Annotated in this window: 9 protein-coding genes; 6 read left to right on the forward strand and 3 right to left on the reverse strand. The window is 67.0% G+C overall.

All coding sequences use genetic code 11. The features are described 5' to 3' along the window. Window positions 1-9: 9 nt before the first annotated feature. Window positions 10-579 carry a toxin-activating lysine-acyltransferase gene (locus J5837_RS09000; RefSeq protein ID WP_210536425.1) on the forward strand — a complete coding sequence of 190 codons (570 nt, stop codon included), beginning with the start codon at window positions 10-12 and terminating at the stop codon, window positions 577-579. A 203-nt stretch (window positions 580-782) separates the two neighbouring features. Here the strand turns inward: J5837_RS09000 and J5837_RS09005 are convergent, their stop codons facing one another. Continuing rightward, window positions 783-3,197 carry a TonB-dependent receptor plug domain-containing protein gene (locus tag J5837_RS09005; RefSeq protein ID WP_210536426.1) on the reverse strand — a complete coding sequence of 805 codons (2,415 nt, stop codon included), beginning with the start codon at window positions 3,195-3,197 and terminating at the stop codon, window positions 783-785. Window positions 3,198-3,495: 298 nt separating this feature from the next. Between J5837_RS09005 and J5837_RS09010 the strand changes: the two genes are divergently transcribed. The 3 genes from J5837_RS09010 to J5837_RS09020 are packed head-to-tail and all read left to right on the forward strand — an operon-like array spanning window position 3,496 to window position 7,416. Beyond that, complete coding sequence (locus J5837_RS09010) at window positions 3,496-5,112, forward strand: M20/M25/M40 family metallo-hydrolase (RefSeq protein ID WP_210536427.1); 1,617 nt, start codon at window positions 3,496-3,498, stop codon at window positions 5,110-5,112. Window positions 5,113-5,152: 40 nt separating this feature from the next. Continuing rightward, window positions 5,153-7,036 (forward strand): ABC-F family ATP-binding cassette domain-containing protein, encoded by a 1,884-nt coding sequence (locus tag J5837_RS09015; protein WP_210536428.1) that lies wholly within the window; start codon window positions 5,153-5,155, stop codon window positions 7,034-7,036. A gap of 56 nt (window positions 7,037-7,092) precedes the next feature. Then, window positions 7,093-7,416, forward strand: coding sequence for an FmdB family zinc ribbon protein (locus J5837_RS09020; protein WP_210536429.1), 324 nt, complete (start codon window positions 7,093-7,095; stop codon window positions 7,414-7,416). A gap of 69 nt (window positions 7,417-7,485) precedes the next feature. Here J5837_RS09020 and J5837_RS09025 read toward each other — a convergent pair whose 3' ends face one another. After that, a complete protein-coding gene (locus J5837_RS09025; RefSeq protein WP_210536430.1) occupies window positions 7,486-8,373 on the reverse strand; it encodes a DUF3011 domain-containing protein in 888 nt (295 codons plus the stop codon). Between the two features lie 168 nt (window positions 8,374-8,541). On the opposite strand from J5837_RS09025, the gene aspS reads away from it, so the two are divergent. Both aspS and J5837_RS09035 read left to right on the forward strand, forming a co-directional pair. Further along, window positions 8,542-10,293, forward strand: coding sequence for an aspartate--tRNA ligase (gene aspS / locus J5837_RS09030; RefSeq protein WP_210536431.1), 1,752 nt, complete (start codon window positions 8,542-8,544; stop codon window positions 10,291-10,293). Between the two features lie 68 nt (window positions 10,294-10,361). Then, on the forward strand, window positions 10,362-10,883 hold the full coding sequence (locus J5837_RS09035; RefSeq protein ID WP_210536432.1) for a GNAT family N-acetyltransferase: 522 nt from the start codon (window positions 10,362-10,364) through the stop codon (window positions 10,881-10,883). Between the two features lie 292 nt (window positions 10,884-11,175). On the opposite strand, the gene J5837_RS09040 is transcribed toward J5837_RS09035, so the two are convergent. Continuing rightward, window positions 11,176-13,683, reverse strand: a complete 2,508-nt coding sequence (locus tag J5837_RS09040; protein ID WP_210536433.1) for a S8 family serine peptidase — start codon at window positions 13,681-13,683, stop codon at window positions 11,176-11,178. Window positions 13,684-13,767: the final 84 nt, after the last annotated feature.

Genomic DNA, 13,767 nt, shown 5'->3' on the forward strand with positions numbered 1-13,767 from the left:
ATAATCTGAATGATCGAATCCATAGCGTCCACGCCGCCATCCGGCGCCCCGCGCACCATAGCCGAAGCTTTGGGGCAGGTGATATGGCTGCTGAGCCAATCGCCATTGCATCGGGAGCTGAAATTGAAGGATCTTGAATGGTCATTCATGCCAGCTATCCTGCGTGAGCAGTTCCGTATTTTTCGCTTCGGGCCGCTGTCCGGTATGGAAAATATCGATCCGGCCGGTTTTGCAGCCATTGGGATGAGTCAGACAGGTATAGAACAACTGCCTTTGGGCGTAGCCATCTGGGCATATCTATCAGAGTCGTCGGAAAAGAAGTTGGAAGAGGGTGAACATTTGGCGTTAGAAGATTGGCAATCAGGCGATCGTCTGTGGTTGGTCGAATTCGTGAGCCCCTTCGCCAACCCGCAAAACAAACTGGGTGAGGCAATGATGTTTGACCTGATGGCTGGCCCTTTTAAAGGAAAGAATTTTTATCTCCATCGAACCGATCCACAAACCGGACGTCGCGATAAGATCATGCTGAAGGGCCAAGAGATAGAAAGTGCTTCAGCGGAGCAAGGGAACGCATCTTGAATTGGATGTAGATGCCTCGCATCGCCTTAGTCGTCAACTACGTGGTTTCGGCGTCCGCTGCTGTGTGTTCGCCCGATGATCTGGGGTCGCCCCAGGTTTTACTTTCGCCTGCGGAGTGAGCCGAATTGTCGTCTCGATTTTGACGTTCATAAGAAATCCCCGGCGGGTGCCGGGGGCGCCTGAGCAGCAAAGGTTGTCGTGGGTTACCACTTGTAGGCGATGCGTCCGTACACATAAGCGCCGTTGAAGCCGAACGGCGATTGGCTGCTGTACGGGAACTGGCCCTCGTTGTTGGTGTACGCGCTGGTGCGGTCCGGATATTCGTCGAGCAGGTTGTCCGCGCCCAGGGTCAGCGTCCAGCGTTCGTCCGGACGGAAGTTGGCCGAGGCGTCGATCACCCACTTCGCACCGTAGGTCTGGTCGACCTGGCGGATCGCCGCGGCGGTTTCGGCGTAGCGCGTGGTGAACTCGCCGTAGCGGGTCGCGCCGAGGTTGAAATCCCAGCGCGCGAGGTTCCAGGCCGCGTTCAATGCGAACTTGTCGTGCGGGAAGCCTTCCTCGATGCGGCCTTCCTCGTCGCGGCCGAGGCGACGCAGGTTGGCGCCCAGTGCGGTCAGCTCGGGCGGGTTCGGCGCGATGCGCGTCACCTCGGTCTTGTTGCGGTTGTAGCTGGCGGTGAAGTTCAGCGTGCTGGCGCTCAGCGGCACCGAATAGCTGCCGACCACGTCGAAGCCGCGCGTGCGGGTGTCGATCGCATTGGTGAAGTAACGCGCGCTGGTCACGCCGGTGATGCCCAAGCCGGCGAGCAGGGCCTGCGCCGCCGCGTTGCCGGCCAGCGGGATGTTCGACGACAGCACGATGCGGTCGTCGATGTCGATCTGGTACGCATCGACGGTGACGTACAGGCGATCGACCGGCTGCAAGACCAGGCCGAGGCTGTACGACAGCGAGGTCTCGGCCTTCAGCGGATCGGCGCCGAGCGCCTGCGCCGCAGCGCCGGCGGCCGGGAACGTGCCGCTTTCGAAAGCCACGCCGTTGCTGAAGTTGGTGGTCACCGCCTGGTAGTGCTGCTGGGCCAGCGCCGGCGCGCGGAAACCGCTGGCGACGGTGGCGCGCAACGCGACCTTGTCGGTGAAGGCATAGCGCGCCGAGAGCTTGCCCGAGGTCTGGTCGCCGAAGTCCGAATAGTCTTCGTAGCGGCCGGCGATGCCGGCGGAGAACTTGTCGGTCAGGTCGGCTTCCAGCCCCGCGTACACCGCGTAGTTGTGGCGGTCGTAATGGCCGGCGTTGCGCGGGGTGAAGCCGCCGAAGCCTTGCGCCCCCGAGCCGAAGTAGGAATCCGGCGCGCCCGGCGACTGGTTCCATTTCTCGCGGCGGTATTCGGCGCCGAACGACAACGTGGCCGGGTAGGCCAGGCCGATGTCGAGGGTCTTGGCGAAGTCGGCGTTGAGCAGGTTCTGGGTGTATTCCAGCGCGCCGTCGTGGAAGCGCGTCGGGCTGCTCGCACCCAGGCTGTAGTTGATCGAATTCTGGGTGTAGAAATCGAGGTGGTTGTAGCCGTAGTTGTAGCTTACGTCCCAGCGCCAGCCGTTGTCGGTGCTGCCCTTGACGCCCGCGACCAGCGAACGGTCCTTCGACACCTGGTTGATCTGCGGCACGTAGCCGTCCGGATAGACCTGCGCCAGCAGCGCGCCCTGGCCGCTGTGGTTCTTCGAACGGTAGAACGCGAACGAATCGATGTCGCGGTTGCTGGCGATCGCGGTGGCGTAGGCATCGACGTGGTCGTTGAAGGCGAAGCCGGCATTGGCCGATACCGCGCCCGCATCGACCTTCGGATCGCCATAGACGAAGGCGACTTCGCCCAGGCCCGGGTTGTTGCCGGTGTTCGGCGTCGGCGCGACGCCGGGCGTGCCCTGGTACGGACCGGCGCGGTCGGTTTCGTTCTGCTGGGCCAGTTGTCCGGCCAGGTGCAGGGTGCCGCGGCCGTCGGCGAACGACACGCCGGTGTCGCCGGACAACTGGTACTGCTTGCCGTCGCCGGCGGAATAGCCGCCGAAATCCACCGCCAGGCTGCCGCCCTTGCCGGCGCCCTTCAACACGATGTTGACCACGCCGGCGATGGCGTCGGAGCCGTACTGCGCCGAGGCGCCGTCGCGCAGCACTTCGACGCGTTCGATCGCGGCGATCGGGATCGCGTTGAAGTCGACCGCCGACGAGCCGCGGCCGATGCTGCCGTTGACGTTGACCAGCGCGGAGATGTGGCGGCGCTTGCCGTTGACCAGCACCAGCGCCTGGTCCGGCGACAGGCCGCGCAGCTGCGCGGGGCGCACGCCGCTGGTGCCGTCGGTGATGGCCGGCCGCGGGAAGTTCAGCGAAGGCAGCGCGCGGGCCAGCGCGGTCGCCAGCTCGGTGGTGCCGGTCGCCTGCAGGGCCTCGGGGGTGATGATGTCGATCGGCGACTGCGATTCGGCCACGGTGCGGTCGGCGACGTGGGTACCGGTGACGATCAGGGTATCGAGGGTCTTGGCGCCCTCGGCCTTGGGCGCATCCTGGGCGAAGGCGGGGCTGGCGAGGGACAGCAGGATCGCTGCGGCGAGGGGGGAGGGGTTGCGGAACATCGGGACTCCTGGAAACGAAGGTGGACCTGCGCCGGATCCGGCTGGGCCGATCCGTGTTGTTGCACTGCAATGTAAGGTCAATTATTCGTTAACGGAGAGGTGCGGGCCCCAAGCAGATCTCATCTGCTTATAACCAGAAGTTATCGAAGCTGGCGTTATTTCCTCCCGTCATCTCGCTTGGCTCGATGTGACGAACGTCCTCCGCCCATGCCGATTGGCCTACGCGGACCTCGAAGCGCCCGCGGTAGTCTTGCCCGGCGCGCGCGAACGGCGCGACGCTCAATCCGAAGGGGTCGCCATGCAACGCAAACTTCTCGCCGCCGCCACGGCGCTGTTCCTGGTCGCGCAGCCGATGCGTTCGGCGCACGCCGATGCCACCGACGCGCAGATCGCCCGGATCGTCGACGAGGGGCTGAGCCACAGCCAGGCCATGGCCAACGCATCCGAATTGATGGACGGCATCGGCCCGCGCCTCACCAACTCCGAGAACTTCGACAAGGCCGCCGACTGGGCGCTGGGCAAGTTCAAGGCTTATGGCCTGAGCAACGTGCACAAGGAGTCGTATCCGTTCGGCGTCAACTGGAACCTCGATGGCTGGAGCGCGAAGATGGTGCAGCCGCGCACGATCGCGATGACCGCGATGCCGGTCGCGTGGACGCCGCCAACCAACGGCGCGATCAGCGCGCCGGTGATCCTCGCGCCGATGAGCAAGAAGGAACATTTCGCCAAGTGGCGCGGCAAGCTCGCCGGCAAGATCGTGCTGGTCAGCCTGCCGGGCGAGGCCAGCCAGTCCGACAAGCCGCAGTTCCATCGCTTCGACGGCAAGGAGCTGGCCGATCTCGACAAGTACGAACTGCCGAGCGACGAACTGGAGCCGTACAAGGACTTCACCAAGTCCGTTTCGTTCGCCTACGAACTGTCGCAGTTCCTCAAGGCCGAGGGTGCGTTGGCGATGGTGCGCAAGAGCTATCGCGAAAACGGCCTGGTCACCGGCGAGGGCTACAACATCGATCCGGCCAAGCGCCTGGCGCTGCCGTTCATGGAACTGTCGTCGGAAGACTATCGCCGGCTGGCACGGCTGGAAATCGCCGGCAAGCCGCCGGTGATCAGCCTGGAAATCGCCGCCCACACCAACGACGCGGACACCGACGCCGATTACCTGGTCGCCGACATTCCCGGCAGCGACGCGGGCGCCGGTTACGTGATGGCCGGCGGCCATTTCGACAGTTGGATCGCCGCGGACGGCGCGACCGACGACGGCGTGCCGAGCGTAGTCGTGATCGAGGCCGCGCGGATCATCCAGAGCCTGGGGGTGAAACCGAAGCGGACCATCCGCTTCGCGCTGTGGTCGGGCGAGGAGCAAGGCCTGCTCGGTTCCATCGCGTACATCGAGAAGCACCTCGCGACGCGGCCGGTCGACAGCAACGCCTACGGCGTCGAGCGGTTCGTCAAATGGACGACGCAGTTTCCTATCAGCAAGGGACCGGACTACGACCGGCTCAAGGCCTATTTCAACCTCGACAACGGCGCCGGCAAGATCCGCGGCATCTACGCCGAGAACAACGTGGCGGCGACGCCGCTGCTGAAGAAATGGCTGGCCCCGTTCGACGGCATGGGCGCGGGCACGGTGGTCGCCGGCCGCACCACCGGCACCGACCACCAGTACATGCAGGCGGTCGGCCTGCCCGGTTTCCAATTCATCCAGGATCCGCTCGATTACGGCAGTCGCGTGCACCACTCGAACATCGACACGCTCGACCACGCCCCGCCGGACGACGTGCGCCAGGCGGCGACGATCATGGCGGCGATGCTGTGGCAGGCCGCGAACAGCGAGGCCGTGCTTCCGCGTCCGCCGCTGCCGACCGCGCCGAGCAAGGCCAATCCGTTCAAGGTCGAGGACCCGGACAAGGAATGACCGATGGGAGGCGGGTCGTGCGGCAGGCTAAAATGGCTGCATGATCTCCTTCCGCAACTTCGCCCTGCGCCGGGGCGAGCGCCTCCTTTTGTCCAACGTCGACCTGGCCCTGCATGCGGGTTACCGGGTCGGCGTGGTCGGACGCAACGGCACTGGCAAGTCCAGCCTGTTCGCCGCGGTGCGCGGCGAGCTGGAGGCGGACAGGGGCGACGTCGACCTGCCCGGCAAGGTGCGCATCGCCAGCGTCGCCCAGGAGACCCCCTCGCTGCCCGACGCAGCCATCGATTTCGTGCTCGGCGGGGATACCGAAGTGGCCGCCGCGCTGAAGGCCGAGGCCGACGCGACCGCCGCCGAGGACTGGGACGCGGTCGCCGCCGCGCACCTGCGCATCGCCGAATTGAACGGCTACGACGCCGAGGCGCGCGCCGGCAAGCTGCTGCACGGGCTCGGCTTCCCGGCCGAGACCCATCGGCGCGCGGTGTCGGCGTTCTCCGGCGGCTGGCGGGTGCGCCTGAACCTGGCGCGCGCGCTGATGATGCCGTCCGACCTGTTGCTGCTCGACGAACCGACCAACCACCTCGACATGGACGCGGTGCTGTGGCTCGAGCAGTGGCTGCTGAAATATCCCGGCACCCTGCTGCTGATCTCGCACGACCGCGAATTCCTCGACAACGTCGCCACCCACACGCTGCACCTGCACGGCGGCGGGGCGAAGCTGTACGTCGGCGGCTACACCGATTTCGAACGCCAGCGCGCCGAACAACTGCGCCAGCAGCAGATCGCGCACGAGAAGGAACAGGCCGAACGCGCGCACCTGCAGAGCTTCATCGACCGCTTCAAGGCCAAGGCCAGCAAGGCCAAGCAGGCGCAGTCGCGGATGAAGCGCCTGGCGAAACTCGCCGGTACCGAGGCGGTGCGCGTGGAGCGCGAATTCCGCATCGAGTTCGCCGAGCCGAACAAGCTGCCGCACTCGCTGATCCGCATCAACCATGGCGAAGCCGGCTACGGCCGTGACGCGGTGATCCTGCACGACGTCGGCTTCGGTCTCGAAGCCGGCGACCGTATCGGCTTGCTCGGCCCGAACGGCGCCGGCAAGACCACCCTGGTCAAGTCCCTGGTCGGCGAACTGCCGCTGGTCGCCGGCGAGCGCAGCGCGCATCCGGACCTGCGCATCGGCTACTTCGCCCAGCACACGGTCGAATCGCTGCACGAAGGCCAGACCCCGATCGACCATTTCCGCGAGATCTCGCCGGATTCGCCGACCCAGGCGTTCCGCGATTTCCTCGGCAAGTGGAACTTCCCCGGCGATCGCGCGTTCGAGGTCGTCGACGGTTTCTCCGGCGGCGAACGCGCGCGCCTCGCGTTGGCCCTGATCGCTTGGCAGCAGCCGAACGTGCTGCTGCTCGACGAACCGACCAACCACCTCGACCTGGAAATGCGCGAAGCGCTGGCCGAGGCGCTGAGCGATTTCGACGGCGCCATCGTCATGGTCTCGCACGACCGTCACCTGATCGGCCTGGTCTGCGATACGTTCTGGCGCGTCGCCGACGGCCAGGTCGAGCCGTTCGCCGGCGACCTGGACGAATACGCCGCCTGGCTGCGCACGCGCCCCGCCGCACAGGGCACCAAGGGCAAGATCGAACAACGCGATGCGCAGCAGGCAGGCGCGCCGCCACCGCCGCCGGTGCCGACGGTCAAGCCCGGTGCCAACCGGAAACCGCCGAATCCGCACAAGCTGGCCGCCGCCGAAGCGAAGGTCGCCGAGCTGGAGAACGCGCTGGCCGCGCTCGACGCCGAGTTGTCCGACCCGGCCACGGCTAGCGACGCCACGCGCCTGCGTGAGCTGGGGCAACGCCGCGAGACCCTGTCCACCGACCTCGAACGGGCCGAACAGGCCTGGTCGGAACTGTACGACGCGGCTTGAACGCCGCGCCTTCGACCCTATCTGAGCCCGCATCCGCAACCTTCCCACCTGCCGACATGCCGATCTACGCCTTCGAATGCACCCAATGCGGCCACAGCTTCGACCGCCTGCAGAAGCTGTCCGACCCCGACCCCGACACCTGCCCGAATTGCGGCGCGCACGCGATCAAGCGCCAGCTGACCGCGCCGGCGTTCCGCCTGTCCGGCAGCGGCTGGTACGAGACCGACTTCAAGAAGGACGGCGACAAGAAGCGCAACCTGGCCGAAGGCGGCGAGGGCGGCAAGCCTTCCGCCGACAAGCCGGCGGGCGAACCGGCGCCGGCCAAGACCGAAGCCAAGCCGACGCCGGCACCGACCGCGCCATCGTCGTCTTCATCGTGAGCTGATCCGCGCATCGGATATCAGGATCGCGGAAAAGAAGAAGGGGCCTTCCGGCCCCTTCGTTGCATCTCAGCGAACGCCGAAGCGTCCGCGGCAACCGTTGTTGACCCAGATCTGGTTGCCCGAATAACCCCAGCTGATGCCTTCGCGGCAGGTCGCGTTCGACAGTTGCTGGATCAGCGCCGGACGCCCGTAGCGGCCGTTCCAGGCGCAGGTGGTGTAGCGATTGCCGACGCTGCCGCAGGTGACCGAATAGTTGCCGGAATTGCCGCCGCCGAGGCCGCGCGGGGCGAATTCGGCGCGACAGCCCTTCCACACCGTGATCAGGCCGTCCTGCGAATTCCAGGTGCGGCCTTCGACGCAGGGGCTGCTGGACAGCTGCTGCACCAGTCGCGACGGACCGCGCCATGGCGGCGTGCAGCGCTTCGCATCGTTGCCCTTGCTTTCGCAGCGGATGGTCTGCGCGTTCGTGCCGGGCGCGAATTCGCCGCGGCAACCCTTCCACACGGTGATCAGGCGGTCCTGCGAATTCCAGGTGCTGTTCTCGACGCAGGGGCTGTTCGACAGCTGCCGCACCAGCCGCGACGGGCCGCGCCACGGCGGCACGCAACGCCGCGCGTCGTTGCTCTTGCTTTCGCAGACGATGGTCTGGCCGCCGACCGGCGGCCGGGTGCCGCCGTTGCCGCCCAGCGACTGGGCGATGTCGGCCTTGATCCGGCTGAAGCCCCAGTTGGAGCGGTTGACCTGGTCAAGGTAGAAGCGCAGCTGGTCGGCGGGGATGGTCCGGCCGCCCGATTGTTCGGCATATTCCAGCCGGATCACCCGGGTCTGGTCGGCGACCGACAGGGTGCGCAGGTTTTCCGGGGCATAGGCCCGGGTCTGGGCCTGGGCGAAGGCGGGCGGGGCTGCGAACAGCAGTCCCAGGGCGAAGACGACGGCAGGCAACAAACGCGACATGGCGGTATCCCCTACGGACGAGTGGGCGGACTATACCCCGGCCCCGTTCAGCTTCAACCGGCCTTCCGGCCAAGGCCGGGCGGAGATTTGCCGGACTGGCGGCCCCGTCGCAAAATAGCCGGCTTTTCCGGCCTCCGTCCTGCGCCGGTTCCCCCTCCGGAGTCCCCCATGCGTACCCATTACTGCGGCCTCGTCGACGAGGCCCTGATCGGCCAGACCGTCACCCTGTGCGGCTGGACCGACGTCGCCCGCAACCTTGGCGGGGTGTGCTTCATCGACCTGCGCGACCACGAGGGCATCGTCCAGGTGACGGTGGACCCGTCCAATGCCGAGGTGTTCAAGGTCGCCGCGTCGCTGGGTTACGAGGACGTGCTGCAGGTCGTCGGCGTGGTCCGCGCGCGCGAAGCCGTGAACGCGAAGATCCGCACCGGCAAGGTCGAAGTGATCGCGACGAGGATCGAGATCCTCAACAAGGCCGCGCCGTTGCCGTTTCACGCCCACGAGAACCCGGGCGAGGACATCCGCCTGAAGTACCGCTACCTGGACCTGCGCACGCCGGAGATGCAGCGCAAGCAGCGCACCCGCATCCGCCTGGTGCAGGCGCTGCGCCGCTGGCTGGACGCGCGCGGCTTCCAGGACATCGAGACGCCGATCCTGACCAAGGCCACGCCGGAAGGCGCGCGCGACTTCCTGGTGCCGGCGCGCATGCATCCGGGCGAGTTCTACGCGCTGCCGCAGTCGCCGCAGCTGTTCAAGCAGATCCTGATGGTGGCCGGCTTCGACCGCTACTACCAGATCGCGCGCTGCTTCCGCGACGAAGCGCTGCGCGCCGACCGCCAGCTCGAGTTCACCCAGCTCGACATGGAATTCGCCTTCGTGCGCGAGCGCGACGTGCAGGACACCGTGGAAGGGATGATCCGCGACGTGTTCCGCGAAGTGATGGATGTCGAACTCGACGCGCAGTTCCCGCGCATGACCTGGGCCGAGGCGATGCGCCGCTACGGTTCGGACAAGCCCGACCTGCGCATCGCGCTGGAACTGGTCGACGTGGCCGAGCTGGTCAAGTCCAGCGAGTTCGCAGTGTTCGCCGCCGCCGCCGCCGACCCGGACGGGCGCGTCGCCGCGCTGCGCATTCCCGGCGGCGCGTCGCTGAGCCGCAAGCAGATCGACGAATACGCGGCGCACGCGGCCAAGCACGGCGCCAAGGGCCTGGCCTACGTCAAGATCGACGAAGCCGGCGAGATCTCGTCGCCGATCCGGAAGTTCTTCGCCGAGGATGCGTTCGCGGCGTTGCTCAAGCACGTCGGCGCCGGCAATGGCGACATCGTGTTCTTCGGTGCCGGCGCGTACAACAAGGTCAGCGACTTCATGGGCGCCCTGCGGCTGAAGGCCGGCAAGGATTTCGGCCTGGTCCAGGACGGCTGGAAGCCGCTGTGGGTCACCGACTTCCCGATGTTCGAATGGGACGACGAAGCGCAGCGTTACGTGGCCCTGCACCATCCGTTCACCGCGCCGGCGGTCGACGACATCGCCGACCTGCGCGCCAATGCGAAGACCGCGGTATCGCGCGGCTACGACATGGTGCTGAACGGCAACGAGATCGGTGGCGGTTCGATCCGCATCCATCGTCCGGAGATGCAGAGCGCGGTGTTCGAGCTGCTCGGCATCGGCGCGGAAGAGGCCGAGGCCAAGTTCGGTTTCCTGCTCGACGCGCTGAAGTTCGGTGCGCCGCCGCACGGCGGCATCGCCTTCGGCATCGACCGCATCGCCGCGCTGATGGCCGGCACCGAATCGATCCGCGACGTGATCCCGTTCCCCAAGACCACCACCGCGCAGTGCCTGATGACCGGTGCGCCGTCGCCGATTCCGGACGAGCAGCTGGCGGAAGTGCACGTGATGGTGCGGCCGAAGGTTTCATAGCAACGAGCTTGGTGGGAAGGATATCCGTGGGAGCGAGCTCCCACAGGTCGCTCCTACAGGGAGACAGCATGAGTTTTGCCATCCGCCGCGCGACTCCGGACGACATTCCGGCGCTCGCCGAACTGGGCGCGACCACTTTCGTCGAGACCTTCGGTCATCTGTACCGGCCGGAAGACCTGCAATCCTTCCTTGAGGAAAGCCATTCCGAAGCGGCCTATGCGCGAGTGCTGGCCGATCCGGCCTACGCGCTGTGGGTCGCCGAGCGCGAAGGCCGGGCGATCGGCTATGCACAGGCGGGGAACTGCGGATTGCCGCATGCCGACGTGCGCCCGGGCGACGGCGAACTGAAGCGCCTGTACCTGCGCGGCGACGCGCAGAACGGCGGCGTCGGCCGGGCGCTGATGGACGCCGCGATGGCCTGGCTGCTGCGCGACGGTCCGCGCACGCTGTGGTTGAGCGTCTGGTCGGAGAACTTCGGCGCGCAGCGCTTCTACGCGCGCTACGGTTTCGCCTTCGTCGCCGAATACGAATTCCCGGTGGGCGAACAGCGCGACCGCGAGTTCATTTACCGGCGCCCTCCGCAGGCCTAAGCCTTGTAGCGCCGAGCATGCTCGGCTTTTTTGCCGTTGTTGTTCTTGCCGTTGTTCTTGTAGAAGCCGGGCTTGTCCCGGCTTGCTTCTTGCGGTACGCCACGAAAGATCAAAAGCGTGCCGGGACAAGCCCGGCACCCCCCCCTACGCAGGGGCAGGCTCTACAAAAAGCAAAAGCAGCCGAGCGTGCTCGGCTCTACAAGGCATCGTCCCACGTTGCATTCGCACGCCCGAACGAAAACGGCCCGGATTGCCCGGGCCGTTGCAACTTCCATGCTGCGGGGAGAGGAGATCAGTCTTCGGCGCTGCGGTAGGCGGCGTCGTAGCGACCGGCGGCCACGGCGAACGCCGCGCGGGTCACGGTCTTGGTCGGGTCGAAGTACGCATGCAGCGTGGGCTGCAGGTCGTAAGGACCCTGGGTGACGGTGAAGCGGGCGTTGATCAGGCCCTGGTCCAGCGCCGCCTGCACGTAGCCGCGCAGAGCCGGGGCGATGGAGCCGGCGTCTTCCACCGGGATGCGCTGGCCGTCGTAGAACGCGGTCAGCGTGCCGCTGAACGAAGTGGCCTGGTCCTGCAGGCCGAGCGCCTGCACCAGCGAGTAGGCCAGGCTGACCCGGGTGACCGAATCGTTCGGGCGGAACTGCCCGTTCAACGTGCCCATCACGCCGGCATTGCGCTGGCTGAGGTCGCGCAACGGCGCGCCGCCGGCGACCGCGGATTCGGCATAGGCATAGGCGGGGTGGGTGACGCCGATGTCGCCGAAGCTGCTGCGGCCGTTGAACGGCAGGTGCTGGCGCACGCTGGCGCCCATCAGCAGGTACTGCGCCATGTCGCCGCGCTTGAGGTTGGCGTCGGGACGGAACGAGCCGTCCGCGAAGCCATCGACCAGGCGGTTGGCGACGGCGTATTCGATCGCCTGGCGCGCCGGATGCGTCGCGGTGTCGCTGATGCCCGAATAGCCGCCGCTCCTCAGGAAGCTGACGTTGATGTCGACCGGTCCCGGCGCCGCATAGCCGTTGGTGGCATGCAACGGATCCAGCGAATTGCCCGACACCGAGCCGATGCCGCCGACGGTGACCTTCCAGGTACCCGGCTTGCCCGGCGCGCCGGTGGTGATGTGGCCGTCGTTGCCGGCCACCGGGGCGGGGATGCCGATGGAGGAGCCGTAGCGGTTGCCGTCCGGGTCGATCAGCACGATCGCCACGGTCTGCAGGGTGTCCGCGCTGGCCTTGACCCAGGCCACGTCGGCGCCGACTTCGAAGGTCTGCGGGGTCACGGTGCCGACCGGGCTGAAATCGACCGTGTAGGTGGTCGGCGCGGTTTCGGGCATCAGGACCGCGTTGCTGTTGAAGGTGCGCAGGCTGTTGACCGTGCCGCCCCAGCCGTCGCGCACACCAGCCGCTTCGGCGACCGCGGCGTAGGCGTTGACGTGGCCGGCGCCGGCTTCCCACGACAGGCGGCTGGTCATGTTGGTGGCGGTGCGCTCGAGGATGTCCTTGACCTGTGCCGGGGTCAGGTTGGGGTTGGCTTCCAGCATCAGCGCGATGATCCCGGCCACGTGCGGCGTGGCCATCGAGGTGCCGCTCATGTGGGTGTAGAACGGCAGGTGGGCCGGGGCGAGGGTTTCCGCGTCGTGCTGCGCTTCCAGCGCCGGCAGGGTGCCGGTGGTGTCGCGGGTGGAGACGATGTCCACGCCGGGAGCGACGATGGTCGGTTCGTTGATGTAGGTCCAGCTCTTGCCGTCGGGCATGGTGAAGGTGCCGGTCTCGCCGCGCTTGCCGCGCGAGGAGAAGCCGGTCAGCACGCCGTCCTTTTCGCCGGCGCCGACCGAGATCACCCATGGCGCCTGCGCGTACGGGTTGTGGGTGTCCTCGCCGGGACCGTCGTTGCCGGCGGCGAACACGCTGACGATGCCGCGCTTGTACAGCTCGTAGGTGGAGATGTTGACCGGATTGGCCGGATCGAACTTGCCGCTGCTGCCCCAGGAATTGCTGACCACGCGCACCGGATGCTGGTAGCTGAACTGATGGGTCGCCGCGTAGTCGAGGCCGCCGACCGCGTCCAGCACCAGCAACACCGCGCCGGAACCGTAGCCGACCAGGTCGGCGCCGGGGGCGACGCCGCGGTACAGGCCGTTGGACCGCGCGCCGTTGCCGCCGACGATGCCGGCGCAGTGGGTGCCGTGGCCGGAACCCAGGTCGGTGTTCGGCACGCCTTCGGTGTAGGTGATCGGCAGCATGCTGTCGACCGACGCCAGGTTGGTCGTGCCCAGGGTGTTCTGCACCACGTGTTCGCCGAACTTGATGTCATCGTGGGTGGCGTCGATGCCGGAGTCGTTGACCACCACGGTCACGCCGTCGCCGCTGAACGGGATCGCGCGGCCGTAGTCGCCCGGGTTCTCGACCGTGCGCGCGGCGCCGGAAATTTCCCGCGCCTCCTTGTTGAAGTAGCGCAGCGGCGCGTTGAAGTAGATGGATGCCACGTCGTCGCGCTTGGCCAGGGCCTGGATCTCGGCCGGCGTGGCCAGCGCGCCGGCGATGGGCAGGGTGCGCATGGTCACGCCCCGGGTGATGCCCAGGGACCGCAGGGTCGCCAGCTGGGCGGCGCTGACCGGGGTCGATTGCTTGTAGCTGATCACCACCTGCAGGTCGTCCGTGGGTGCGGCGGCGGCGATCTTCGCCAGCAGCTGCGGATCGAGGTGGGCGTCGGCCAGGGCCACGCCGCTGGCGAGCAGGCCGGCGGCGATGGCGCTGATGCGGAAGCTGCGGGAAACGCGGGAATGCTGGGAAGGCGCGGGCATCGAAGACTCCGGGTGGATGGTTTCAGGTGGAACGGCAGTGCGTCACCATCGCAAGGGGAAGGACCGCCACGCCATCCGGGAAAG

Source organism: Pseudoxanthomonas helianthi, assembly GCF_017939625.1.
In the GTDB taxonomy this organism is placed as follows: domain Bacteria; phylum Pseudomonadota; class Gammaproteobacteria; order Xanthomonadales; family Xanthomonadaceae; genus Pseudoxanthomonas_A; species Pseudoxanthomonas_A helianthi.